Annotated in this window: 16 protein-coding genes; 10 read left to right on the top strand and 6 right to left on the bottom strand. The window is 71.1% G+C overall.

The features are described from left to right. Positions 1-20: 20 nt before the first annotated feature. From ACZ43N_RS33520 to ACZ43N_RS33505, 4 genes are read left to right on the top strand one after another with little or no spacing between them, the layout of a single operon-like run. Positions 21-2219, top strand: a complete 2199-nt coding sequence (locus tag ACZ43N_RS33520; RefSeq protein ID WP_468102818.1) for an AAA family ATPase — start codon at positions 21-23, stop codon at positions 2217-2219. After that, positions 2216-3427, top strand: coding sequence for an McrC family protein (locus ACZ43N_RS33515; RefSeq protein ID WP_468102817.1), 1212 nt, complete (start codon positions 2216-2218; stop codon positions 3425-3427). The genes ACZ43N_RS33520 and ACZ43N_RS33515 overlap by 4 nt, the downstream gene beginning before the upstream one ends. A 42-nt stretch (positions 3428-3469) precedes the next feature. Then, the gene (locus ACZ43N_RS33510; protein WP_468102816.1) at positions 3470-4027 is read left to right on the top strand and encodes a glycoside hydrolase family 25 protein; all 558 of its coding nucleotides are present in this window, start codon (positions 3470-3472) and stop codon (positions 4025-4027) included. Between the two features lie 27 nt (positions 4028-4054). Continuing rightward, positions 4055-7966 (top strand): P-loop NTPase fold protein, encoded by a 3912-nt coding sequence (locus ACZ43N_RS33505; RefSeq protein ID WP_468102815.1) that lies wholly within the window; start codon positions 4055-4057, stop codon positions 7964-7966. A 151-nt stretch (positions 7967-8117) separates the two neighbouring features. Here the strand turns inward: ACZ43N_RS33505 and ACZ43N_RS33500 are convergent, their stop codons facing one another. Next, positions 8118-8330: an EF-hand domain-containing protein gene (locus ACZ43N_RS33500; protein WP_159773243.1), complete on the bottom strand. Its 213-nt coding sequence runs from the start codon at positions 8328-8330 to the stop codon at positions 8118-8120. 375 nt (positions 8331-8705) lie between these two features. Between ACZ43N_RS33500 and ACZ43N_RS33495 the strand changes: the two genes are divergently transcribed. Next, on the top strand, positions 8706-9341 hold the full coding sequence (locus tag ACZ43N_RS33495; RefSeq protein WP_468102814.1) for a GNAT family N-acetyltransferase: 636 nt from the start codon (positions 8706-8708) through the stop codon (positions 9339-9341). Positions 9342-9347: 6 nt separating this feature from the next. Here the strand turns inward: ACZ43N_RS33495 and ACZ43N_RS33490 are convergent, their stop codons facing one another. The 5 genes from ACZ43N_RS33490 to ACZ43N_RS33470 form a co-directional block, all read right to left on the bottom strand. Beyond that, positions 9348-10568 carry a YncE family protein gene (locus tag ACZ43N_RS33490; RefSeq protein ID WP_468102813.1) on the bottom strand — a complete coding sequence of 407 codons (1221 nt, stop codon included), beginning with the start codon at positions 10566-10568 and terminating at the stop codon, positions 9348-9350. Positions 10569-10922: 354 nt separating this feature from the next. Then, positions 10923-11426, bottom strand: coding sequence for an ATP-binding protein (locus ACZ43N_RS33485; protein WP_468102812.1), 504 nt, complete (start codon positions 11424-11426; stop codon positions 10923-10925). 295 nt (positions 11427-11721) lie between these two features. After that, complete coding sequence (locus ACZ43N_RS33480; protein ID WP_468102811.1) at positions 11722-12489, bottom strand: enoyl-CoA hydratase/isomerase family protein; 768 nt, start codon at positions 12487-12489, stop codon at positions 11722-11724. Between the two features lie 84 nt (positions 12490-12573). After that, positions 12574-13830 carry a L,D-transpeptidase gene (locus ACZ43N_RS33475; RefSeq protein WP_468102810.1) on the bottom strand — a complete coding sequence of 419 codons (1257 nt, stop codon included), beginning with the start codon at positions 13828-13830 and terminating at the stop codon, positions 12574-12576. 204 nt (positions 13831-14034) lie between these two features. After that, positions 14035-15261 (bottom strand): L,D-transpeptidase, encoded by a 1227-nt coding sequence (locus ACZ43N_RS33470; protein WP_468102809.1) that lies wholly within the window; start codon positions 15259-15261, stop codon positions 14035-14037. Between the two features lie 178 nt (positions 15262-15439). Here ACZ43N_RS33470 and glgX point away from each other — a divergent pair, with 178 nt between their 5' ends. The 5 genes from glgX to ACZ43N_RS33445 all read left to right on the top strand — a co-directional run bounded on the left by glgX (position 15440) and on the right by ACZ43N_RS33445 (position 25439). Then, positions 15440-17698: a glycogen debranching protein GlgX gene (gene glgX, locus ACZ43N_RS33465; RefSeq protein ID WP_468102808.1), complete on the top strand. Its 2259-nt coding sequence runs from the start codon at positions 15440-15442 to the stop codon at positions 17696-17698. A 96-nt stretch (positions 17699-17794) separates the two neighbouring features. Then, the gene (locus ACZ43N_RS33460) at positions 17795-19630 is read left to right on the top strand and encodes an ABC transporter ATP-binding protein (protein WP_468102807.1); all 1836 of its coding nucleotides are present in this window, start codon (positions 17795-17797) and stop codon (positions 19628-19630) included. Then, positions 19627-21489, top strand: a complete 1863-nt coding sequence (locus ACZ43N_RS33455) for an ABC transporter ATP-binding protein (protein ID WP_468102806.1) — start codon at positions 19627-19629, stop codon at positions 21487-21489. The genes ACZ43N_RS33460 and ACZ43N_RS33455 overlap by 4 nt, the downstream gene beginning before the upstream one ends. A 72-nt stretch (positions 21490-21561) precedes the next feature. Beyond that, entirely contained in the window at positions 21562-23400 is a 1839-nt protein-coding gene (locus ACZ43N_RS33450; protein ID WP_468102805.1) for an ABC transporter ATP-binding protein, read from the top strand. Continuing rightward, positions 23397-25439 carry an ABC transporter ATP-binding protein gene (locus ACZ43N_RS33445; RefSeq protein ID WP_468102804.1) on the top strand — a complete coding sequence of 681 codons (2043 nt, stop codon included), beginning with the start codon at positions 23397-23399 and terminating at the stop codon, positions 25437-25439. The genes ACZ43N_RS33450 and ACZ43N_RS33445 overlap by 4 nt, the downstream gene beginning before the upstream one ends. The last annotated feature ends 253 nt before the right edge of the window (positions 25440-25692 follow it).

Here is a 25692-nt window from a genome sequence, read left to right as displayed (position 1 = left end):
GCGGAGGGGCGGGTGGGACCGTGGCGAGACGACCGGACGGCGTCGAGGTCGTGGCGGCGGTGCAGCGGGTGTTCCGGGACGGACTGCTGACCGGGAAGTCCGCGTTCGCGCCCGAAGCGGCGGCCTGGACCGCCGCCACCGCCTCCGATCTGCGGGCCCGCTTCGTGGACCGGCCCGACGAGTCGTCGGACACCTTCGTGGTCAAACTGAGCCGTCAGCTCGCCGGTGCCCCCACGCAGACCATCGTCCTCGCCGCCGAGCTGCTGTTCGTGAACATGGCCCCGCTGGTGCCTGAACAGATCGGCGTCGCGAAGAAACTCCAGCTCATCCACGAGGTGCTGTCCTGGACCGAGCCGGACGTGCCCGACTTCCTGCGCGTGCGCACCGTGCCCCGGGATCTGGAGCCGGCCCTGAAGGGCTTCCTCAACGGCGGCCAGGGCTTCCTCAACTACCGCTGGGCCCAGTTCCAGATCCTGGTCCTCCTGGTGGAGCGTCTGGCCGGGCTGGAACGCCCGGAGCGACAGGCGCTCCTCGACGACCCCTGGCGCTTTCGCGACCTCTGCTTCGCCGTCCAGGACTCGGTCGGCCACAAGAAGGGCCGCGCCCAGATCCACGTCCTCCTGCACGCCCTCTTCCCGAACACCTTCCAGCCCATCGCCAGCGCCCACCACAAGCACGAGATCGTCAGGGCGTTCGCGGACGAGATCCCCGCCCCCACCGGCGACGACGACAAGGACCTGCTGGCCCTGAGCACGTTCCTCGCCGAACGGGACGGCGCCCCCGTCGACTTCTACGACGAACCGTGGGTCGGCCGCTGGCGCAAGGGCGCCGTCCAGCACGAGCAGCGCGGCTGGATGGTCCGCGGCTACAACGTGGACGGGCAGAACTTCATCCCCGCCTGGGTCCGCGACGGCTACTGCTCGGTCTCCTGGCGCGAGGTCCCGGAGATCCCCGCGGGCGCCGCCAAGCAGCAGGTCCAGCGTGCCGTCGCCGAGGCCCTGCCCGAGGCCAGTGCCCAGCTGCGGGGCGCCGCCGCCTACCAGCTGCACGTCTTCCTGACCGAGATGCAGCCGGGCGACCTGGTGGTCACGGTAACCCCGGACGAGGTGCACGTCGGCACCGTCCAGGGCTCCGCCTGGTACGACGCCTCCGACGGCCTCGACAACGCCCGCCGCCGCCCGGTGCGCTGGGCCACCGCCGAGCAGCCCCTCGTCCGCGCCGACCTGCCGGAGAAGGTGCAGGCCCGGCTGCCGCTGCCGCCGACGGTGTACGACATCAGCAGCGTGGCGGCCGAGTTGGCGGAGCGCGCCGGTCTGGAGGACGTGGTCGCCGAGGAGCTCGCGGACGTCGACGTCACCAAGCCCCTCGAACTCCCCGCCGTGACCCCGGAGCTGGCCGACGAACTCCTGATGCCCCTGGCGTGGCTGCGCGAGACCGCCGAACAGCTCCAGGAGCAGCGCCAGCTGGTCCTGCACGGTCCGCCCGGCACCGGCAAGACCCATCTGGCCCGCGCCCTGGCCAGGCATCTGGCGGGCCCGGACCGGGTGCAGCTCATCCAGTTCCACCCCTCCTACACCTACGAGGACTTCTTCGAGGGCTTCCGTCCCGTGCGGGGCGAGGGCGGCTCGGTGGTGTTCGACGTGGTTCCGGGTCCGTTCAAACTGCTGGCCGAACGGGCACGCAAGGATCCCGCGAACCCGTATGTTCTGGTCATCGACGAGATCAACCGGGCCAATCCGGCAAAGGTGTTCGGCGAGCTGTACTTCCTGCTGGAGTACCGGGAGGAGCCGGTCACCACCCAGTACAGCCCGCACGATCCCTTCCATCTGCCGGGCAACCTGTTCCTCGTCGGCACGATGAACACGGCCGACCGTTCGATCGCCCTGATCGACGCGGCGATGCGCCGCCGCTTCGCCTTCCGCCGGCTCTCGCCGGAGCAACCGCCCGTCCAGGGGCTGCTCGGCCGGTGGCTGCGGGCGCGCGGCCTGCCGGACACCGCCGCCCGGCTGCTGGACGAACTGAACGCACGGCTGGGCGACGCCGACCACGCCATCGGCCCGTCGTACCTGATGAAGCCCGGCGCGGCCCGCCCGGAGGGCCTCGACCTCGTCTGGCGGACGCAGATCCTGCCGCTGCTGGAGGACCAGCTGTACGGCACGGGCGTGGACGTCGAGGCGGAGTACGGGCTGGACGCGCTGCGAGCGGCCCTCGAACCGTGAGCCCGCTGACGCTGTCGGTCGGCGAGACCGGCCCCGGCACCGTGCGGGAACTGACCGGGGACCAGGTCGCCGGGCTGCTCTCGGTGCCCGGCCTGGTACGGCTCGCCCCGGCGCCCAAAGGCCGCTGGCGCGTGGCCGGGAACCGGACGGTAGGCCTGGTGCGGCTGCGGACCCCGGCCGGCGACGCGATCGACCTGCGGCTGCGCCCCAAACTCCCCGTCCGCAACCTGCTGTTCCTGCTCTCCTACGCGCCCGACGACCCCTGGCGGCCCGACCCGGTCACCGCGGCCGCGGCGGACGACGACCTGCTGCCCGCCCTCGCGGCCCTGCTCGCCCGTACCACGCGCCGCACCCTGGAGTCAGGGGTCCTGCACGGCTACCGCACGGTCGAGGATGACCTCCCCCTGGTGCGGGGAAGTATCCGTACGGGCGACCAGTTGCGCCGGTTGGGCCTGCCCCTGCCCGTGGCCGTCCGCTACGACGACCACACCCCCGACATCGCCGAGAACCGCGTCCTCCTCGCGGCCCTGCGCCTGGCCGCCCGGCTGCCCGGCCTGCCCGCTCCCACCCGGCTCACCCTGCGCCATCTGGCCGACCACCTCCACGGCGTCCGCACTCTCCGTCCGGGCGCCCCGCTCCCCCGCTGGACCCCGACCCGTCTCAACGCCCGTTACGCCCCGGCCCTCCGTCTCGCCGAACTCCTCCTGACCGGCCGCTCGATCCGGCCGGAGGGCGGCGCGCCGGTCACGGCCGACGGCTTCCTCCTGGACATGCCGAAGGTCTTCGAACGCTTCCTGACGGTGACGGTCCGTGCCGCCCTCGCCCGACACGGCATCCGCTGCGCCGACCAGGAGACCCACCACCGCCTCGACGAGGCGGGCCGCGTCCCCTTCCGCCCCGACCTGATCCTCTACCGTGCGGGCCGTCCCGTGTCCGTGGCCGACGCCAAGTACACCCACCTCGGACCGTCCGCCCCGCCCACCGACCACCTCTACCAACTTCTCGCCTACTGCACGGCGCTCGGCCTCCCGCACGGCCACCTGGTCTACGCCGCCTCCTCCCGGGACACCGCCTCCACACCCCACGTCATCCGCCGGTCCGGCATCACCGTCACCGCTCACACCCTGAACCTCGACCGCCCGCCCGAGTCCCTCCTCGCGGACATCACCGACCTGTCCCGGAGGATGACGGAGCCGGGCGTCCCCTGACCGCAGAACCGCTCCACCCCCCACACCCCCCAGGAGACCCCCATGCTGCGCGGGATCGACGTCAGTTCCTACCAGCCCTCCTCCTACGACACCAGCGGCCTCTCCTTCGTCTTCGTCAAGGCCACCGAGGGCCGCACGTACACCAACCCCGGACTCGCCGCCCAGACCAGGACCGCCCGCGACGCCGGCCTGGTCGTCGGCTTCTACCACTTCCTCTGGCCCGGCAACCTGACCGCCCAGGCCGAGCACTTCCTCGCCAAGGCCCCCGAGAAGGCCGGCGACATCCTCGCCGTCGACTGGGAGACCACCGGCGAGGGCACCCACGCGACGAACGCCGAGAAGGACCGCTTCATCCGGAAACTGAAGGAACTCCGCCCGGACCACCGGGTCGTCCTCTACTGCAGCCGCAACTTCTGGCTCACCGTCGACACCACCTCCTACGCCGGTGACGGCCTCTGGATCGCCGACCACGTCACCGCCGGCAAGCCCCGCATCAAGGCGAAGTGGCGCTTCCACCAGTACACCGACCACCCCGTCGACAGGAACGTGGCCGCCTTCGACACCAAAGCCGCCCTGCGGGCGTGGGCCGCGGGCGGCTGACGGACCGACGCACGCGAGAATGCCGGCATGAGTGTGTGGGACGAAGAGCCGGACTGCGTGCGGAGGTTCTATGACCGCGCGGTCACACGAGCACTCAAGCACGAGGACATCCGGGCTTATCTGTCCTTGAACCGCCAGGAGGTCAGTGAGTCCTCGCTGTGCGCGGTGATGCTTGAGGACTCCGTCGCGGACGCTGTTCTGGACCAGGATGAACGGTACGAGCGGCTGTGGAAGCTTGGGCAGCGCCTGGACCGGAGCCGTGCCGAGTTCCGTGCGGCGGCAGCCGTGTGCACCGAAGGCACGTTTCTTCCCTCCCTCGCCGTCCTCGCCGCCATTCGCCTGCTTCTCTCCCTGAGTGTCGGTGTTGCCTGGTGGGTCGACCTCATCCTCCAGGCCTGGTTGGCTCTGATCGCCGTCGAGGCGTTCCGTGCGCGGTCGGGAAGGGAGAATTTCTCCTGCCAACTGTGGGCCGCGTACCTCTGGGTTCGGTGGTGCCTTCGGGCCGCACAGGCTTATCCGTATCTTGCTCACTGGAGTTTCCTCCGGTTGAGCCGACGGCTGGTGCCGTGGATGCGGCTAGAGATCACGAACCTCCTGGGCCCGGAGCACGACAGCCTTCTCGTCACGCGCCATCACAGGGGTCTGCTGCACGCCCACGACCCCAGCTTCTGGGTGTCCAGCCGGGTCGAGGTGTCCCTGCGTCACAAGCTCGACCAGATGGACGGCGGTGCCATCGCCCTCTGCGGACCTCGCGGAGTCGGGAAGACGACACTGTTGCGGAAGGCGAGCGAGGGACGCCTCGCCGGTGGTGCGCCGCGGAACCATTTCCGGGTGATCGTGCAGACACCGGCGAACTACCGGCCGGAGGAGTTCCTGCTGAGTCTGTTCCAGCAGGTCTGCCGCGGATTCCTTGAACGCCTCGGCCAGTGGGCCCGCGGCCCCTTTCTCCTGCGTATGCGCCCCACGGGTCTGTTGACGCGTCTCCTGCGGGCAATGGGGGGACTCCTGCAGCTCGCCGTCGGACTGGCACTGGTCGCTCTGGGCGTCGAAAGCTGGGCACGCGGCACCTACCGCTGGGCCGGGACCGAAGGCCGGGACGCGACTCTCCGCTGGCTGGATCGGCTTCAGGACGCCTACCACTCGGCGTGGCACGAACACTCCGCTGCCACCCGCACCGTCCTCATCGCTCTGGGACTGTTGCTCGTCCACCGGAGCGTCACCGGCCCCCTGTTTGCGAGTCGGCGCCGGAAGAGGCTCATCGGCGACTGCCACAGCTACCTTCATCTGCTGCAACACATACAGACGGCGGGAACGACCCACAACGCCGGGTTCGCCTCCATGGGCAGCCTGACCTTCGGCCTGGCCCGCACCAGCGGCTCTTCGTCGCGAACTCTGACCTACCCGGAACTCGTCACCCAGTTCCGTGAACTCCTCAGCCGTATCAGCGAGTACGTTCGCGACACCGACGGACACAAGGTGTTCATCGGCATCGACGAACTGGACCGACTGGGCTCCACGGAGCAGGCGCGGGCCTTCCTCGCCGAGATCAAGGCGATCTTCGCGATACCCAACGTGTACTTCCTGCTGTCCGTCTCCGAGGACGTCGGAGCGGCGTTCATCCGCCGGGGCCTTCCCGTCCGGGACGTCACGGACAGTTCCCTGGAGGACATCCTGCATCTGGAACCGCGCAGCCTGGAGGAAGCGAAAGAGCTGCTGCAGACCCGGGTGCCGGGCTTCACCGATCCGTTCGTCGCCCTCGTCTACACACTCTCCGGCGGTGTTCCCCGCGATCTGATCCGTTTCACCCGGAAGGTGGTGGAGATCCGGCACCGCACAGCTGAAGCCGATCTGCGGAGCATCGCAGGATGTCTTCTCCTCGAAGAGGTCACGGAGACTCTCTCCGGGTTCCGGGTCGTCCTCGGATCGCAGCCCCATGATGCCGCCTGGGGAGCGCTCCTGCACGAGTTGCACAGTGCCGTGGACAGGCTGCGCATCGTTCCCCCCGGCACGGATGTCCGGCGAACGCTCCACCGGGAGCTGCACCGTCTTTCGTCGAAGGCCGCACCAGCGGATGACGGTCTGGCAGCGCACTGGACGGAACTGTCCGCGTACATGCTGTTCGCCATGACCATGGTCGACGTCTTCGTGCCGCGCCGCTCGGACGACGAGACCGGCCCCAACCGGCTGCTGGCCGACGCCACCAGACTGAAGGAACTGGCCGCCGCGCGCCTGGAGCTGGGCGTCTCGGCCGGCAGTGCGAAGCTCGCCCTGGAGCGGCTTCGCAGCTCTTGGCAGCTCAATCGTGTCAGACCTCATGGATCGAGCGCCGCTCACTCTTCGGCGGCGTCCGGTCGGCCGGGGGTACTCACCCACGCGAATGAGGAGACAGCTCCCCCGAGGTCTGCCGTGAGGTGGGGGAGTCACCGGGCACGGCGCCGAGCCCATCGGGCGCAGTACCTGACGCGGGCCGAGCTGCGGGAGTTGCTCGGATGGGGAGCCGTCAGTGTCCGCCGACTTCTCCGGCGATACCCCGACTTCCCACGGCCGACCACTCGTCACGGAGACCGCGAGAGGGCCGACGCCTCTCTCTGGCCGGCCTCGTCGGTCTACAGCTGGGCAGCGGGACAGCCGGCATTCGCTCACCGGGGTGCCGTCCTCGACAGACCGCTGCCAAGCGATCTGTCCCCCGGTCACTGGCACCACAGCGTCGAGACTCCGTACGGCCCGGCCATCGACTGGGTGACGGACATCGGCATTATCAGAATCGTCTACGGCACAGGCAGGGGTGTCGCATCCCCCGTGGCCGCCTCTCTCGCCAAGACACGGGACACCCACGGCATCGTCACCGTTTGCGCCTTGTTCGGAGATCTGGGCCTCACTGGCCCTGCCCTCTGGGCCGCTGACACGAGGCGGCCCCACATCGAGTACGAGGCATCCTGGGGGAAGGTCTGCGCGCTGGCCGGTCTGCCATTGCCCTGGTGGCCGTCCGGACTGAGGCTGTCCGAACTCGTCACGGCTTGGCGGCCGGATGCTCCGCCGCCCACCGTCCATGTCCCGGCCGACGACGACGAGACGACACTGCGACGGGCCGCCGGAAATCCCTCGTTCCCGCCGGAAGCCCGCGTCGTGCTTGAGAGCATGGCGAACGCCATGCGCAACCAACGCGTCGAGAACGTCCGTAGAGAGATCGAGACGTTCGGTGGAGAGCAGTACGGCACGCGCCCGGTGGCCGTCGCCGCGCGGCCCGACGTCACCACGCATCCTTTGCCCGAGGAGGAGGACCGGTCTCTCCTTGCCACAGGATGGCAGGCGATCGGAAGCAGCAGCGAGCCGGATGCCGCCGCAGCCCTGAACGTGGCCGTCGCCTACGACCCGGACGGGCTGCCGTATGGCGCGATCACCGAGGTCGACCGACCGGAAGGGGCTGTCGAACGCTGGATCGAGCGTCTTGTCCCATGCGACCCGACCGCAGGCCACGTGCCGCTGGTCCGTATCGCGGACATGGAGGCGGAGGAGTTCTTCACCGACCCCCTGACGGGCATGCCAATCCTACGTACGGGCCCAGCGGGTTCCGGGAGCGGGAAGTGGAGGTTCTACTCCCCGCTGTCGCTGCCGGCAGACGGCGAATTGGTGTCCGTCGTCCTCCGGGACACCGCGTGGGTCACGACCGACGAGGGGCTCGTGTTTCCCGCACCCTGCGCCTTCCACGAACACCTCTGGTGGGGTGACGGGTGGGGCGACCGTCCCACCGAAATCGCGTACGTGGTCTCACTGCTCCTCGACGACCTGCGCGCCGTCCCCCGCTTCGCCGGACATTGGCCGTCAGCCCCGCGCGGCCTCGTCGCGCTCTTCGGCGAGGAGCACCCCCCGGGCACAGAACTCTCCCGGGCGACCTTGCTCCACGCCCGGCTCCACTCGCCGGTCACTGACGAGGCGTGACGCCGAAAAGGCAGGGCCCAGTGCCGTACGGTGCGCGGATACCGTCAAGGCCGTCGTTGCCGCCGGGGCGGTACCGCCGAGGGGGCAGGCCCGTATGACGCAGGGGGCGCCCGCCGCGGTGTGCGGCCGGCGCCCCCCGTGTCAGGGCACGTCACTTGTTGAGGTACGTCCAGAACTCGTCGAACGACAGGAGCTTGTCGCCGTTGAGGTCGCGGCTCTTGATGATGGCCTCGGCCACCGCCTCGGTGACGTTCCAGTCGCCCTCCTGGGCCAGGGCGGTCTTGAACTCGGCGGAGGTGATGAAACCGTCACCGTTCGTGTCGATCCGCTGGAACTGCTTGCGTGCTTCCTCGATGTCCGCCACCGGTCCGCCCCTTCGTCGTGCTCTTCATGCGTTACAGCCTTCGTTGGCGGGCTCAGATTAACCGGCGGGCCGAGCGCGCCGTGCGGCGACCACCCGGGCGAACTCCCGGGCGGGGGCGGGATGCGATTCCGTGGCCCGCACCAGCGCCGTCGGCTCCCGGAGAAGCGCCGGCGCCCCGCTCCCACGCCTCGCCCACGCGCTGCACGAGGCGGCTCGATGAACGAGGTGACGAGCCGGGCGGCGCCTGCGGGCCCCTGCCCGTCGTCCACGCCCGGTGGCCCGCGCGGGAACCCAGTGGTGCGGGCCCAGGGCCGGTGCCGTCGATCACGTCTGAGAGCCTGGGCTTTTCCGTGGCTGAAGCATCAAGGAGCGGTGATGGAGACGTTGGGGGACATTCTCGATGCGGCGGGCGGCGGTGTCCTCCCGCCCCCGGACGGCCGTACGAGGGTCGTGCCGCAGCCCTCCCGGCGGGACGCCGGGGTCTTCGCGTTCACCGCCCACACGGTCGTCGCGACGGACGAGGACCCGGCGTGGGTGTACGAGACGCTGGCGGCGCTCGACTGCGACGAACTGAGCGCGACCATGAACGCGCGGTTCGTCACCGCCCTGATGGACCGCACCGGTCGTCGCAGCGACACGATCGACGTGGTGTCGGTGGGTGCTGCCCTGCCGGGTGTGCCGGAGCTGCCGCTGGAGGAGATCGCCGATCCCGACCACCCGAGGGTGGTGAGTTCCCGTGAGCGGCGCGACGACGTGCGGGTGTGGAGGGCCGAGGGCGGTCTGCTGGTCCTCGGGCGTGGGGTCGCGGGGCGGCTGGAGGTCGCGGTCGAGGTGGCCGAGGGCGGACGGCATCGGGGGCTCGGCCGGGCCCTGGCGCGGGCGGCGCGGCAGCTGAGCGGGGGCGAGCCGGTGTGGGCCCAGGTGTCGGCGGGCAACGCCCGCAGTCTGCGGGCGTTCCAGGCGGCCGGTTATCTGCCGGTGGGCTCGGAGGTGGTGCTGAGAGTCTCCTAGGAGGTGTCACCGGAAGACGCCGGTGTGGCCGAGGGAGTAGCGGCCGGGCTGCGGGTACACGGCGAGGCCGTGCGGGCCGCTGCCGACGGGGATGCGGGCGAGCTGCTTCCCGCTGCGGGTGTCGATTGCGTACACCTCGGCGTCGTAGCGGCCGGAGAGCCACAGGACCTTGCCGTCGGCGGAGACGCCGCCCATGTCGGGACTGCCGCCGTCGGGCAGCTGCCACTTCTTGGTGAGCTTGTTCTGGGTGAAGTCGAAGACCGAGATGGTTCCCTCACCGCGGTTGGAGACGTACATCTCGCGGGAGTCGCGGCTGACGTACAGGCCGTGGCAGCCCTTGCCGGTGGGCAGCAGCTCCGGCTTGTCGAACCTGTCGCCGTCGAGGACCCACATGCCGTGGGCCATCATGTCGGCGATGTAGAACCGCTTGCCGTCGGGCGAGATCTTCACGTCCTGCGGCATGGCCCCCTCGAAGGGCAGCTTCTGCCGGCCGATCACCCGCATCCTCGCGGTGTCGACCTTCAGCAGTTCGCCGCTGAACTCGCAGGAGACGATGAAGTACGTGCCGTCGATGGAGAAGTCGGCGTGGTTGACGCCGTAGCAGCTGACCGGTTCGGTCCTGACCGGCTTCATGGTGTGCGGGTCGCGGAAGACGAGTTCGCGGTCGAGGGAGGCCATGACGACGGCGTACTTGCCGTTCGGGGTGAAGTACAGGTTGTACGGGTCGTGCACCTCGACGGGCTTGCCGGCCTTGCCCGTTCCGGGGTCGATGGGGGTGAGGGTGTGGCCCCGGTTGTTGTTGACCCAGAGGGTCTTCAGGTCCCAGGACGGCACGACGTGCTGGGGCTGGCGGCCCACCGGGATGGTTTCGATGATCTTGTACGTCTTCGGGTCGATGACGGAGACGGTGTCGGACTCGCTGTTGGGGACGTACACCCGCGACGGGAAGTCCCTGACGACCGGGGAGAGCTTGCCGGGGCGGTCGGCGGCGTAGACGTCCTCGGGGTCGAGGACGGGCGGCATGCCGTGCAGGCCCGGTGCCACGGGCCGCTGTTTCTTCTTCCGCTCGGCGGCTTCGGCGGCGGCCCGTTCGGTCCGGGTCCGCTGTTCCTGCTCGTCGGTCCCGGTCTCGCTGCCGCACGCGGCCACGGCGGTGAGAACGGCCGCCGCGAGGAGGGCGCGCTGGGCGAGGCGGCGCTGGATGGGGGAGGTGCGGGGCGTGGTCACGCGCACCTTTATAGGGAGGTTGGGCAGGTTTTCCGGCGATTGGCCCGTTCGGCGGAGATCCGCGTTGCGGGGGCGGTGGCGGGCGTTGCGGGGGCGGTGGCGGTATTCCCGGGCCCCTGGTGCTCACTGCACCAGGGCCTGTCGTTTGGATCACGCCTGGGCCGCGGGGCTCGGCACGCACATCTGCCACGTTGTCGTCGGTCCCCAACTCCCCCACGCCCGCACCACTCGCGCGGGGGGCCTCCATCGCGTCGGCTCCCTCCTCCGCCTTGCAGCCGCACGCACCACGCCCCGCTCACCGGCAGCCATCAAGGTGCCACAACCCGAAGTCGGCCTGGTCCGAACGACAAGGCCCTAGCGGTCCGCGACTCTCATCTCGAACCAGGTGGTCTTGCCGCGCGGCAGCAGGTCCACGCCCCACCGGTCCGACAGCGTGTCGACGAGGAAGAGTCCGCGTCCGCTGATGTCCATGTCCTGCACCGGCATCAGACAGGGCAGGCCGCGTGAGGGGTCGCGGACCTCGACGCGGATCCATCCGCGCCGCCGCTTCATCCGCAGCCCGAAGACTCTCGCCCCGGTGTGCCGTACGGCGTTGCCTACCAGTTCCGAGACGAGTAAGACCGCGTCCTCGGTCATCCTGGGCGAGAGCCGCCACTCGCGGAGGACGACGACCTGGGCGAGCCGGCGGGCGGTGGCCGCGGACTCGGGGCGGGACGGCAGCGGAACCTCGGCCTCAGCGGGGTTGCCGAACAACTCCAGCGCCTTCAGCGCTCGTTCGTCCTCGATCGCAGGCGACCAACGCGCCGCGGTCGCACTTCCGTGCCGCCGCGGCTGTTCGATACCCTCCAGCCCCGCCATGCACCCATCATGGCCGTCCGGCGCGCCGTTCGTGGCCGTTCCGAGGGAATACAACCCCCGGAACCAACCATTCCGGGGGTTTCGGATGTCATATGCCAACGGCATCAAACTCTCATGGGCAGCCCGTCTGACCTGCACAGATCATCTGAACTTCGGTCAGCAGCAGGAGCATTGGCCAATGCTCCTTTAAGACTGCCTTAAGGCTCCGATAAACCGCCCCTTCGGGGGACACGCAGAGGACATCGCGTCAACCGCAGAGGGATCAGCGGACCCCATGGAGCGAAATCCGGGACCCTCAGACGAACTTGGCCTTGCCCGGCCCCTCCTCCACGAAGCTGCGCATCCCGCGCTCACGGTCCTCGGTGGCGAACAGGCCGGCGAACCAGTTCCGCTCGATCGCGAGCCCCGTCTCCAGATCGGTCTCCAGGCCCGCGTCGATCGACTCCTTGGCCGCCCGCAGCGCGATCGCCGGGCCCTGGGCGAGCCTGGCGGCCCACTCGCGCGCGGCCCGGTACACCTCGTCGGCCGGGACGACCCGGTCCACGAGGCCGAGCGCGAGGGCCTCGTCGGCCTTGACCATGCGGCCGGTGAAGATGAGGTCCTTGGCCTTGGAGGGGCCGATGAGCCGGGACAGCCGCTGGGTGCCGCCCGCGCCCGGGATCACCCCCAGCAGGATCTCCGGCTGGCCGAGCTTCGCGTTCTCCCCGGCGATGCGGTAGTCCGCGCACAGCGCCAGTTCGCAACCGCCGCCCAGGGCGTAGCCGGTGACGGCCGCGACGACCGGCTTGGGGATCCGGGCCACCGCGCTGAAGGAGTCCTGCAGGGCGCGGGAGCGGACGACCATCGCCGCGTGGTCCATCGCCTGCATCTCCTTGATGTCCGCGCCCGCCGCGAACACCTTCTCCCCGCCGTAGAGGATGACGGCGCGTACGTCGTCCCGGCCCGCCGCCTCCTCGGCGAGCTCCTTGAGGCGGTCCTGGGTGGCGATGTCCAGGGCGTTCATCGGGGGGCGGTCGAGGCGGATGGTGCCGACGCCTTCGGCGACTTCGAGATGCACAGTCATGCAGGCAGGTTAACGGGGACTAACGACAGCGGCCCCGGTGTGCTGCGTCACAGCGCACCGGAGCCGTACGTCCGACCGGAAGGGCTACGCCTTCCACTTGCCCCAGGACATGTTCCAGCCGTTGTAGCCGTTGTCCGGGTCCACGACGCGGTCGTTGGAGTTCTTCACGACCACGACGTCACCGACCATCGAGTTGTCGAAGAACCAGGCGCCCGGCGCCTTGCGGTCGTAGCCGCCGCGGGTGTCGCGCAGTCCGATGCAGCCGTGGCTGGCGTTGTAGTTGCCGAAGGCGCCGCCGCCCCAGTAGTTGCCGTGGATGAAGGTGCCGGAGTTCGTCAGACGCATGGCGTCGGGCACGTCCTTGATGTCGTACTCGCCGCCGTAGCCGACGGTGTCACCGTTCATCCGGGTCACGCGCAGGCGCTCGCTGATGACCATCTGGCCGTTCCAGGTCTCCATGCCGGGCTGGCCGGTGGTGACGGGGATGGTCTTGATGACCTTGCCGTCCCGCTTGACCTTCATCGTGAGCTTCTTGACGTCCACGACGGAGACCTGGCTGCGCCCGATGGTGAAGGAGACCTTCTTGTTCTGCTCGCCGTAGACGCCCTCGCGCCCCTCCACGCCGTCGAGGTTGAGGTCGACGGTGACCTTCGTGCCGGCCTCCCAGTACTTCTCGGGGCGGAAGTCGAGGCGGTCGTTGCCGAACCAGTGGCCGGCCACCTCGACGGGCGGCTCGGTCTTGATGGTGATGGCCTTCTCGACGTCCTCGGGAGCCGTGATGCCGCGGGTGAAGCGGATCGAGAACGGCATGCCGACGCCGACCTTCGAACCGTCCTCCGGGGTGAAGATGCCGACGAAGGTGTTCTTCGGGGTCAGCGTGGTGAAGGACGACTCCTCGGCCGCCTGACGCCCCTCGGAGTCCTTGGCGACCGCGTGCACCTTGTACTCGGTGGCCGAGTTGAGATGGATGGACGGCGTCCAGGTGGCGCCGCCGTCAGTGATCTCGCCGGCGATCTCCCTGCCCTTGCCGTCCTCGACGGTGACCTTGGACAGCTTGCCCTTGGCGGCGGTGACCTTGAGGGCACCGCTGGTGGCCACGTCCTTGGCCTTGTTCTTGGGAGCGATGGAGACCACCGCTTCCGACGGCTTCGTGGCCTTGCCGGAGGCGCTCTTGTCCGATCCCTTGCCCTTGTCGCCGTCGGAGCCGGAGTCGGACCCCCCGCCTCCGCCCCCGCACGCGGTGACGGCGAGCATCAGCAGGCCCAGCAGAAGTGCCAGGACCCCCTTGCTCCCTCGTGTCCGCGCGCCAACCGACGCCCCCGATATCGGTCGCCCGTTCAATTCTGTTGTCTCCCCTCGCACGGCCTTGAGCAGGCCTGCACCCCTCCGCGCAGCACGCGCGTCCGCACGTACATTAACCAGATGATCGGATGGGATTGGCCCCGGCGAATGTCACCGTTCAGTCCCAACTTGAACAATCCCGAGCCCCGGTCACCGGTCCGGCCCCACCCCCGGACTCCCCGGCGTGCGTACGGCTATGTCGGCCTACTTCACCGCGGCACCCGCTTTCCATGACTTCCACCCCATGTTCCACCCGCCGAGCCCGTTGTCGGGAGCGACCGTTTTGTCATTGCTGTTGATCACCTCGACGACGTCCCCGACGAGGCTGCGGTCGAAGAACCAGCCCGCGGGAGTGCCGGAGCTGCCGCCCTTCACATCGCGCAGGCCCACACAGCCGTGGCTGACGTTGGACCGGCCGAAGGCGTCCGTCGCCCAGTAGTTGCCGTGCAGGAAGGTGCCGGAGGTGGTGAGGCGCATGGCGTGCGGGACGTCGGGGATGTCGTACTCGCCCTTGCCGTCCGCCTTCTTGAAGCCGACGGTGGCGCCGTTCATCCGGGTCACCTCCAGCATCTCGGTGACGACCATCTTCCCGTTGTACGTCGTCGTCCCGGGCGCCCCGGTCGTCACGGGCAGGGTGGCGAGCACACCGTCGCCGCGCCGGACGCGCATGGTGTGCCGGGCCGCGTCGACGACGCTGACCTGGTGGCGGCCGACGGTGAACGAGAACGTCTTGTACTGCCGGCCGTAGACGCCGGGCGCCCCCTCGACGTCGCGCAGACGCAGGCCGACGGTGACCTTCGTGCCGGGCTTCCAGTACGTCTCGGGGCGGAAGTCGACCCGGCCCCCGCCGAACCAGTGCGGGCGGATCTCGACGGCCGGCTCCGCCGTGACGCGGATGGCGCGTTCGACGGCCGCGCGGTCCTCGATCTCCCGGTTGAACTCCAGGGAGACGATCATCCCGGTGCCGACGGTGGAGCGGTTCTCGGGGGTGACGTACGCGATGAAACGCTTGTCGGGGACGTACGTCCGGAAGGTGACATGCCGGGCGGAGCGGCGGCCGTAGGCGTCCAACGCGACCACGTCCACCGTGTACTTCGCGGCCAGCGCGAGCCTCTGTGGCCCGGTGGGGCGCCAGCTCAGCCCGTCGGCGGACACCCGGCCCGGTACGGGTGAGTCCTGGGCGTCCTGGGACTTCACCACCTTGACGGACTCCAGGCGCCCGCTGGGCACCCGTACTTCGAAGCGCCGCTGAGGGCGCACGCCCCTGCTGCCGTCCTCCGGTGTGACCCGGATCGTGTCCTCGGGTGCCTTTTCGCTGGTCATCGGTGGTACGGGCGTGCATCCGGCGACTGCGGCCAGCAGGCCGGTCCCGATCAGTACGGCGGTCGGCGCGGCACCGGCGCGGCGCGCGTGCGTCTGTGCGTGGTTCACGTGCGTCCCAACGACGGCGCACGCCCCCGGGAAACGTGAGTGCGAGGCGTGCTCTGGGCAGAACCTTGGGAGACAACTCGACGGGGAGCAGGGACCTGTCGTCCCAGGACGGCAGGTCCCAGGGCTGGGACACCCGGCTCCGTTTTCGCGTCGGCCCACCGAGTCGCGGGAGGCCGTGGTGTCGAGCGCAGCCGAGCAGGAGGCAGTGGAGGAGACGCGCGGGGTGCCGGCCGCGCGTCGGGCCGCCGTGCTCAACGGCAGGCAGAGCAGGGCGGAGCCGCCCATGCCCGTGTGGCCCGGAGCCCCGACACCGCTCGGGGCGCGTTTCCGGGTGGGGCCGGACGGGGTCGCCGGGACGAACTTCGCGCTGTGGGCGGGCGGGGCGGAGGCCGTCGAACTGTGCCTCTTCTCCCCGGCGGGCGAGGAGACACGGCTGAGGCTCCACGAGCTGACGCACGAGATCTGGCACGGTTTCGTGCCCGGTGTCCTGCCTGGTCAGCGGTACGGCTACCGGGTGCACGGCCGCTGGGACCCCTGGACCGGCGCCCGCTGGAACCCGGCGAAGCTGCTCCTCGACCCGTACGCCAGGGCCGTGGACGGCGAGTTCAGCCTTCCCCCCGAGGTGTACGGGCACGTCCGGGACTGGCCCGAGCAGCATGTCGCGGACACGGTGCGCGACGAGCGGGACTCGGCGCCGTTCGTGCCCAAGGGCGTGGTCGTGCACGATGACAGCCCCGACGACGAATGGATGGACGACCGTCGGCCGAAGACGCCGTGGGCGGACTCGGTCATCTACGAGCTGCACGTCAAGGGGTTCACCAAGCTGCACCCCGGCATCCCCGAGGAGCTGCGCGGCACCTACGCGGGGCTCGCGCACCCGGCGGCGATCGAGCACCTGGTGAAGCTGGGCGTGACGGCGGTGGAGCTGCTGCCGGTGCACCAGTTCGCCCACGAGGACCATCTGCTGCGGCGGGGCATGCGGAACTACTGGGGCTACAACTCGATCGGCTACTTCGCCCCGCACGCGACGTACGCGGCGTCGGGGACCGCCGGGCAGCAGGTCGGGGAGTTCAAGCGGATGGTGCGGGCGCTGCACGCCGCCGGGATAGAGGTCGTCCTCGACGTGGTCTACAACCACACGGCGGAGGCGGACGAGCGCGGCCCGTGCCTGTCGCTGCGGGGCATCGACAACCGGGGCTACTACCGGCTCCAGGGCGACGCGCGTCACTACGCGGACTACACGGGCTGCGGAAACACGCTGCATGTGGTCCAGCCGCATGTGCTGCGTCTGATCACCGACTCGCTGCGGTACTGGGTGACGGAGATGGGGGTGGACGGCTTCCGCTTCGACCTGGCGGCGGCGCTGGCCCGGTCGATGCACGACGTCGACATGCTCTCCCCGTTCCTCGCCGTCATCGCCCAGGATCCCGTGCTGCGGCGGGTGAAGCTGATCGCCGAGCCGTGGGACGTGGGCTCGGGCGGCTACCAGGTGGGCGCCTTCCCGCCGCTGTGGACGGAGTGGAACGACCGCTACCGGGGGGCCGTACGGGACTTCTGGCGCGGGGCCCTGCCGGATGTGCGGGACCTCGGCTACCGGCTGTCGGGGTCGAGCGACCTGTACGCCTGGGGCGGGCGGCGGCCGTACGCGTCGGTCAACTTCGTCACCGCGCACGACGGTTTCACGCTGCGGGACCTCGTGTCGTACGAGCGCAAGCACAACGAGGCGAACGGGGAGGGCAACCGGGACGGCTCGGACGACAACCGGTCCTGGAACTGCGGCACCGAGGGCGAGACCGACGACGAGCGGGTGCGGGCGCTGCGGCGCCGGCAGCTGCGGAACCTGCTGACGACGCTGCTGCTGTCCACGGGCGTGCCGATGCTGGTCGCCGGGGACGAGCTGGGGCGGACCCAGCGGGGCAACAACAACGCGTACTGCCAGGACAACGAGATCAGCTGGCTGGACTGGGGGCTGCTGGAGGACCCCGGCTGGAAGGCGCTGTTCGACCTGACGGCGCGGCTGATCGCCCTGCGCCACGAGCACCCCGTACTGCGCCGGCGTGCCTTCTTCTCGGGCCGGGCCCACTCGGCGGACGGGCTGCGCGACCTGGCGTGGTTCACGGCGCGCGGCAGCGAGATGACCGAAGGGGACTGGTACGCCCCGGCCGCGACCCTCGGCATGTACCTCTCGGGCCGTGACATCCCCGGGCGCGACGCCCGCGGTGCCCCTGTCCTGGACGACAGCTTCCTCGCGGTCCTGCACGCGGGCGACCGCCCCGTGGACTTCGTGCTGCCGGGGGCACCGTGGGCCGAGCGGTACGAGGTCGTCGTGGACACCTCATGGGAGGAGCAGACGGAGGGACCGGGCGTGGCGCATCCGGCGGGGGCGGTGGTGACGGTGCCGGCGCGGTGTGTGCTGCTGCTGCGGGTGGCGGGATGAGCAGGGGCCGGGCCGGCGGCGTAGGACCGAAGACCGAACTCGGTCCGGCCAAAACTCGGTGGGCGTTGTCAGCAGCGATCCGTAGGCTCGCTGCTGATGGCCACCACACATGCAACCGCCGAGGACAACGAGCAGACCCCGGGACCCGGGAAGGCCGAGGGGCGTTCCGCCGTACGCACGCTGCTGCGGCTGTGGCCGTACGTCCGCCCCGTGCGGGCGCGGCTGTCCTTCGCCGCGGCCGTCGCGATAGTCGCGTCCTGCGTGGGGCTGGTCATCCCGCTCGTCCTGAAGTGGATGGTGGACGGGCCGGTCGCGGACCGCGACCCGGCGGGCGTGTGGCTCGGCGCGCTGTACCTGCTGCTGCTCGGGCTCGCCGAGGCGCTGCTGTTCGGGCTGCGGCGGTGGCTCGTGGCCCGGCCGCTCGCCGGCGTGGAGGCGTCGATGCGGGCCGACCTCTACCGGCATCTCCAGCGGCTGCCGGTCGCCTTCCACGACCGGTGGGCCTCCGGGCAGCTGCTGTCGCGCGGCACCACCGATCTGATGCTGCTGCGGATGTTCCTCGCCTTCCCGCTGACGTTCCTGCTGGTCAACGGGGTGACGATCCTCGTCGGTGTGATCATCATGCTGTTGCAGGACTGGACGCTCGGGCTGGTCATCCTCGGGCCCGCCGTGCCGGTGGTGGTCACCTGCGTCGTCTTCGAGCGGAAGTACGCCCGGGTCGCGCGGCTCGCCCAGGACCAGGTGGGCGATCTGACGACGGTCGTCGAGGAGAGCGTGCTCGGCATCCGGATCATCAAGGGGTTCGGGCGGCACCGCAGTCAGGCGCGGGCGTTCCGGGAGCTGTCCCGGACGCTGCGGGGGACGGAGCTGCGCAAGGCGCGGCTGCTCTCCGCGATCTGGGGCGTCATCATCGCCCTGCCCGAACTCGCCATCGGGGCGGCGCTCGTGGTGGGCGTGGTGCAGGTGGCGGACGGCGCGCTCTCCGCGGGGACGCTGGTGGCGTTCCTGTCGACGGCGCTCGCGCTGCGGTGGCCCGTGGACTCCATCGGCTTTCTGCTGGCCATGAGCCAGGAGGCGGCCACGGCGACCGAGCGGTACTTCGAGGTGATGGACGCGGAACCGGAGGGCGCCGACGACACCGGGAGCACCCGGCGTCCCCCTGTGTCGGAGGTCGTACGGGGCGGCCTGGAGTTCCACGGCGTGCGCTTCCGCTACCCCGACGCCCCCGCCGACGCGCCCCCTGTCCTCGACCGGATCGATCTCCACATCCGGCCCGGTGAGTCCATGGCGCTCGTCGGGGCCACCGGGTCGGGGAAGACGACGCTCACCGCGCTCGTGTCCCGGCTGCACGAGGTGACCGGCGGACGGATCACCCTGGACGGGGAGGACATCGCCGGGATGCCGAGGCAGGAGCTGCGGGCCAAGGTCTCCGTGGCCTTCGAGGAGCCCACGCTCTTCTCCGCGAGCGTCGGCGAGAACGTCCTGATGGGAGCCGGGCCGGACGCCGGGCAGGCCGAGCTGGACCGTGCCCTCTCCATCGCCCAGGCGGACTTCGCGCACGCCCTCCCCGACGGCACCGCCACCCAGGTCGGCGAGCAGGGCCTCAGCCTCTCCGGCGGACAGCGACAGCGGCTGGCGCTGGCACGGGCGGTGGTCGGACGGCCCCGCTTCCTGGTGCTGGACGACCCGCTCTCCGCGCTGGACGTGCACACGGAGGCCGCCGTGGAGGCGGCGCTGCGCCGGGTGCTCGCGGAGACGACCGCGCTCATCGTGGCGCACCGTCCGTCGACGGTGCTGCTGGCCGACCGGGTGGCGCTGCTGTCCGGCGGCCGGGTCGCCGCCGTGGGCACCCACCACGAACTGCTGCGGACGAACGCCGAGTACGCCCATCTGATGTCCGGCACCGACGAGACCGAGGGGGACGCGCGATGACGGCGCCCACGACGACCGCGCCGAACAGGGAACCGGACGACGACGAACGCCCGGTCGAGCAGGGGACCACCGACGCCTTCGACCAGGACGACCTGCCCACTGTGCCGGGCGCCACCCTCGCGCTGCTGCGTTCCCTTCTCGCGCCGATGAAGGCGCGGGTCGCGTTCACGAGCGTGCTGCTCCTGCTCCAGCAGGGGGCGGTGCAGGCGGGACCGTTGCTGGTGGCGTACGCCATCGACAGTGCCGTACCGGCGTTCCGGGACGGCCGGCACGGGCCGCTGGTCACGGTGGCGGTCGCCTATCTGGTGTGCGCGCTGGCGGCCGGCGGGCTGCAGTTCGCGTTCATCGGGATGTCCGCGCGGGTCAACCAGGACGTCCTGCTGGATCTGCGCGGCCGGATCTTCCGGCACGCGCAGGCGCTGAGCATCGACTTCCACGAGCGGTACACCTCGGGCCGGCTGATCTCGCGCTCCACCACGGACGTCGAGTCGCTGCGCGAGCTGCTCGACGAGGGTCTGCAGGAGCTCATCACCGTGCTCCTCGCCTTCGTCTACATCTCGGCGATGCTGCTCTGGCTGGACCTGGGCCTCGGCGCGGCGGCGCTGGCCTCCTTCGTGCCGCTGTACGGACTCGTACGGCTGTACCAGCGGCGGGTGGCCGGGGTGTACGCGGCCCGGTCGTCCGCGATCGCCGCCGTGATCGTGAAGTTCGCGGAGACGATGAACGGCATCCGGCCGGTGCGCGCGTTCCGCCGGGAGTCCGCGAACGACGCCGAGTTCCAGCGCCTCAACAGCCACCACGAGCGCACCAACGGTGACGCCATCCTGGAGATGGCCCGCTACGTCGTCGGCTCGCGGGTGGTCGCCAACATCACGGTCGCCGCGATCGTGCTGTGGGGCGCCTACCGGGTGGCGTCCGAGTCGCTCGCGCTGGGTGTGCTGGCGGCGGCGGTGCTGTATCTGCGGCGGCTGTACGACCCGATCGACCGGCTCGGCATGTTCCTCAACTCGTACCAGTCGGCGGCCGCCTCGCTGGAGAAGATCGCCGGGCTGCTGGCCCAGCGGCCGACGGTGCCCGAGCCGCTGGAGCCGAAGGAGCTGCCCGCCCCGGTCTTGCAGATGCCGGGCCGCGAGGTCGTCTTCGACGGTGTGCGGTTCGCGTACCGCACCGGCGGCGAGGTCCTGCCCCGCTTCGACCTCACGCTCGAGGCAGGCAGCACGGTCGCCGTGGTCGGCTCCACCGGCGCGGGCAAGTCGACGCTCGCCAAGCTGCTGGCCCGCTTCTACGATCCCTCGTCCGGACGGATCCTCCTCGACGGCGTCGACCTGCGCGACCTGGCGGTGCCCGAGCTGCGGCGCGGGGTGGTGATGGTCACCCAGGAGGCGTTCCTGTTCTCCGGCACGGTCGCCGAGAACATCGCCATCGGCCGCCCCGACGCCACGCGCGAGGAGATCGAACGCGCCGCGAAGGCCATCGGAGCGCACGACTTCATCAGCGCGCTCCCCGACGGCTATGACACCGACGTACGCAAACGCGGCGGGCGCATCTCCGCCGGGCAGCGTCAACTCGTCGCCTTCGCACGGGCGCTGCTCGCCGACCCGGCCGTCCTCATCCTCGACGAGGCCACCAGTTCCCTCGACATCCCCGGGGAACGGGCCGTGCAGCGCGCCATGGCGACGGTCCTGCGGGGCCGTACGGCCGTGGTCATCGCCCACCGGCTGTCCACGGTGGAGATCGCCGACCGCGTCCTGGTCATGGAGCACGGCCGGATCGTCGAGGACGGCACCCCCGCGGAACTCATCGAGGGCAGGGGCCGGTTCGCGGATCTGCACCGTGCCTGGCGGGACAGCCTGGCGTAGGGCGTGTCCGCACCCGCACGAAGAACGGCAGGTCCGGGGGAACGACACGTCCGGCAGGAGAATCGGGGGCCGATGATCAACGCGTACGAGGACCCGGGCGTCCCCGACCGCCGGGGCGGGGCCCGCTACCTGTGGTGGCTGGTCAGGAAGCAGGCGGGCCGCTCCGCGCTCGGGTCGGTGATCTCCTGTGTGTGGATGGTGCTGCTCGCGGCGACGCCGTACATGCTGTCGCGGGCGATCGACGAGGGCCTTCAGCCCGGGGACCACGGCGCGCTGATCGGGTGGTCGGCGGGCCTGTTCGGGGTGGGCGCTTTCAACGCCTGGCTGAGCATCATGCGGCACCGCACCATGACCCGGGTGCGGATGGACGCCAACTTCCGCACGGTGAAGGTGGTGATGGCGCACGCGGTCCGGCTGGGCGCGGCGCTGCCGCGTCGGGTCGGCGCCGGTGAGGTCGTCACGATCGGTGTGGGCGACGTCAACACGATCTCGTCCTCGCTGACGGTCATCGGGCCGGGGGTGGGCGCGGTCGCCGCGTATCTCGTGGTCGCGGGGCTGCTGTTCTCGGTCTCCGTCCCGATCGCGGCGGTCGTGCTGCTGGGGATGCCGCTGATGGCCGTCCTGGTGGGGCCGTTGCTGCGGCGGTTGCAGGGAACGGAGGCGGAGTACCGGGAACGGCAGGGGGTGCTGACCGCACGGATCGCGGACCTCGCGAGCGGACTGCGCGTCCTCAACGGTCTCGGCGGCAAGGGCCTGGTCGCCGACGCGTTCCACCGCGACTCGCAGCGGCTGCGGGCGCAGGGCTACCGGGTCGGGTCGGTGACCAGCTGGCTCCAGGCGCTCGGGGTGGGGCTGCCGACCCTGTTCCTCGCGGTGGTGACCTGGCTGGCGGCGCGGCTGGCCGCCCAGGGGGCCATCACCGTGGGCGAACTGGTGTCGGTGTACGGATATGTGACCGTGCTGGTGCGGCCGGTGTCGTACTTCGTCGACTGGGGGTACGAGGTGAGCCGCGGGGTGGTGGCGGCGCGGCGCGTCATCCGGTTCCTGGACCTGGAGCCGCTGCCGGACCACGGCACGCGGGACGCGCCCGCGGAGCCGTCGGCACTGCACGACCCCGAGTCCGGCGTACGGGTGCTGCCGGGCCGGCTGACCGCGCTGGCCGGCGACCGGCCCGCCGATGCGGCCCTGGTGGTGGACCGGCTCGGGCGGTACGTGCCGACGGCCGCGACCTGGGGCGGGATCCCCCTCGACGAGATCCCGCTGGCGCAGGTCCGCGAGCGGATCCTGGTCGCCGACCACGAGGCGGACCTGTTCGCGGGGCGACTGCGGGAGCTGCTCGGCGGCCGTACGGAGGCGGCCGACGCCGAGATCGCGGAGGCCGTGCGCACGGCCGTCGCCGACGACATCGTGCAGGGTCTGCCGGACGGGCTCGACTCGGCGATCGACGCCCAGGGCCGCAACCTCTCCGGGGGCCAGCGGCAGCGGGTACGGCTGGCGCGGGCGCTGCTGGCCGACGCCGAGATCCTGCTCGCGGTCGAGCCGACGTCGGCGCTCGACGCGCACACGGAGGCGCGCGTCGCCCAGCGGCTGCGGGCGGCCCGCGCGGGCCGTACGACCGTGGTCACCACCACGTCCCCCCTCGTCCTGGACCACGCGGACACGGTCATCCACCTCGTCGACGGCAAGGTCGGCGCCACCGGCACCCACCGCGAACTCCTGTCGACGGAACCGGGTTACCGGGCACTGGTGGCGCGGGACACGGGGGAGGACGGGGACGAGGAAAGGGAGGCGGGGGTCGGCGCAGGCGCAAGGGCGAGGGCCGGGGCCTCAGCGGCGAAGGCGAAGCCGGAGGAGAGCGTGGTGGCGAACGCGGACACGGACGAGGTGGCCGCAGAGGAGGCCGTACGATGACGACGCGCTCACCCGAGGGGCCCACGGATCCCCCCACCAGCGCGGCTTGCGCATCGGGTTCCCCGGCGGACACCTCGCCCACGGGCGCGACCACGACCGGCCCTTCCGCGGCGGTTTCCTCCGGCGCCGCCCCCTCCGCGGCCAGCTCCTCGGGCGCCGACGACACCCCACCCACCGGCCCCGCCACGACCGGCCCCTGCGCAGCCGGCCCCTCCGGGGCCTCCCGCTCCTCGGGCTCTTCCGACGCCTCCCGCTCCTCGGGCTCTTCCGCCGACTTCACCGCCAAAGGCCCGTCCTCCCGTCTCCCGGTCGCCGGGCCCGCCGATGTGCGACGGGCCGCTGTGCTGCTGCTGCGGGGGGACGGGCGGGCGTTTCTCGCCGTGCTGGCGTTGAACGGGGTGGCGGCCGGGATGGGGCTCGCCGGGCCGTGGCTGTTGGGGCGGATCATCGACGAGGTACGCGGTGGGGGCGGGGTCGGCGCGGTGGACCGGCTGGCCCTGGCCATCCTGCTGTGCGCGGTGGCGCAGCTGCTGCTGGCCCGCTGGGCCCGGTATGTGGGGCACCGGTTCGGCGAACGCCTCCTCGCCCGGGTCCGGGAGGAGTTCGTGGACCGCGCTCTGGCCCTGCCCGCGTCGGTCGTGGAGCGGGCGGGCACCGGCGATCTGACGGCGCGCGGCACCGCCGACGTGGACACCGTCGGCAAGACCCTGCGCGACGCGGGCCCCGAGCTGCTCATCAACACCGTGCAGGCGTTGTTCCTGATCGGCGCGGTCTTCGCGCTGGACCCGCTGCTCGGGGTGTGCGGGCTGCTCGGCCTCACCGGCATCTGGTTCGTGCTGCGCTGGTATCTGCGCCGGGCGCGGTCCGGCTATCTGGCGGAGGGCGCGGCCGGCTCCGAGGTCGCGGAGATCGTCGCGGCCACGGCGTCCGGGGCCCGTACGGTGGAGGCACTGCGCCTGGAGCGACGCCGGATCGCCGCGAGCCGGGACGCGCTGGAGGTCTCCCGGCGCCGGCGGTTCCACACCCTGTTCCTGCGGACCGTGTTCTTCCCGGGCGTCGATGTCTCGTATCTCGTGCCGGTGGTGACGGTCCTGCTAATCGGCGGAGCGCTGCACGAGCGCGGCTCGATGAGCCTGGGCGCGGTGGTCGCGGCGGCACTGTATCTGCAGCAGCTGAGCGGGCCGCTCGACGAGATCCTGATGCGGATCGAGCAGTTGCAGTCCAGTGGCGCCTCGTTCGCCCGGGTCGAAGGGCTGGCCCGGGCACCGCGGACGGTCCCGGTGCGGTCACCCGAACCGGTGGACGACCGGATCGACGTGACCGGGGTGCGGTACGCCTACGACCGGGGCGGCGAGGTGCTGCGCGGTGTCGAACTGACCGTACGGCCGGGTGAGCGGCTGGCCGTGGTCGGCCCGTCCGGCGCCGGGAAGACCACCCTGAGCAGGCTGCTGGCCGGTATCGACGCGCCCACCGAGGGCACGGTGACGGTAGGCGGGGTTCCTGTCGTCGGCCTCGGCCCCGAGCGGTTGCGCCGTCAGGTCGTCCTGGTCACCCAGGAGCACCATGTGTTCCTCGGGACGGTCCGCGACAACCTCCTCATCGCCGAGCCCTCCGCCACGGACCCCGAGTTGTGGGCCGCCTTGACGGCCGTGGGCGCCGACGCCTGGGTCCGCGACCTCCCCGACGGGCTCGGCACCCGCCTCGGCGAGGGCGGTCACCGTACGCACGGGTCCCAGGCCCAGCAGCTAGCCCTGGCCCGGGTGGTCCTCGCCGACCCCCACACGCTGATCCTCGACGAGGCGACCGCCCTGCTGGACCCCACCACCGCGCGCCACACCGAACGGGCCCTCGCCGCCGTCCTCCAGGGCCGCACGGTCATCGCCATCGCCCACCGCCTCCACACCGCACACGACGCCGACCGGGTCGCCGTCATGGAGGACGGCCGCCTCACCGAACTGGGCACCCACGACGAGCTGGTGACGGCGGGCGGACCGTACGCGGCGCTGTGGGAGAGGTGGCACGGCGAGCAGCCCGCCTGACGGAGCCCCCGGCCGGCCCCTCTGGCCGACGGCTCAGCCAACAGCCCGTATATCGAACATGACCATCCGGTCAACGAACGATTTCCGGCCAACTTCTTGACGCGCCCCTGACAGATGGCGCGATCTCCTGCCACGCTGCCCACAACCGCGGCACAGCAACCTCACAAGCTCCCCCGCAGTGCCGCGAAGCACCTTCCACGCATGTGGTGTTCGCGTTCCACCCCTGTTCTGCCCGGGCGGTCACCAACCGTCC

It is taken from the genome of Streptomyces sp. NPDC030814 (genome assembly GCF_055572155.1).
The sequence above is the reverse complement of the archived record's forward strand: the minus strand, read 5'-3'. Positions and strand labels throughout refer to the sequence as shown.

What these genes read in the sequence shown, in the direction of transcription:
- ACZ43N_RS33510 (WP_468102816.1), top strand. Translation starts at nt 3,470, where the DNA reads ATGCTGCGCGGGATCGACGTCAGTTCCTACCAGCCCTCCTCCTACGAC.
- ACZ43N_RS33505 (WP_468102815.1), top strand. Translation starts at nt 4,055, where the DNA reads ATGAGTGTGTGGGACGAAGAGCCGGACTGCGTGCGGAGGTTCTATGAC.
- ACZ43N_RS33495 (WP_468102814.1), top strand. Translation starts at nt 8,706, where the DNA reads ATGGAGACGTTGGGGGACATTCTCGATGCGGCGGGCGGCGGTGTCCTC.
- ACZ43N_RS33485 (WP_468102812.1), bottom strand. Translation starts at nt 11,426, where the DNA reads ATGGCGGGGCTGGAGGGTATCGAACAGCCGCGGCGGCACGGAAGTGCG.
- ACZ43N_RS33480 (WP_468102811.1), bottom strand. Translation starts at nt 12,489, where the DNA reads ATGACTGTGCATCTCGAAGTCGCCGAAGGCGTCGGCACCATCCGCCTC.
- ACZ43N_RS33460 (WP_468102807.1), top strand. Translation starts at nt 17,795, where the DNA reads ATGGCCACCACACATGCAACCGCCGAGGACAACGAGCAGACCCCGGGA.
- ACZ43N_RS33455 (WP_468102806.1), top strand. Translation starts at nt 19,627, where the DNA reads ATGACGGCGCCCACGACGACCGCGCCGAACAGGGAACCGGACGACGAC.
- ACZ43N_RS33450 (WP_468102805.1), top strand. Translation starts at nt 21,562, where the DNA reads ATGATCAACGCGTACGAGGACCCGGGCGTCCCCGACCGCCGGGGCGGG.
- ACZ43N_RS33445 (WP_468102804.1), top strand. Translation starts at nt 23,397, where the DNA reads ATGACGACGCGCTCACCCGAGGGGCCCACGGATCCCCCCACCAGCGCG.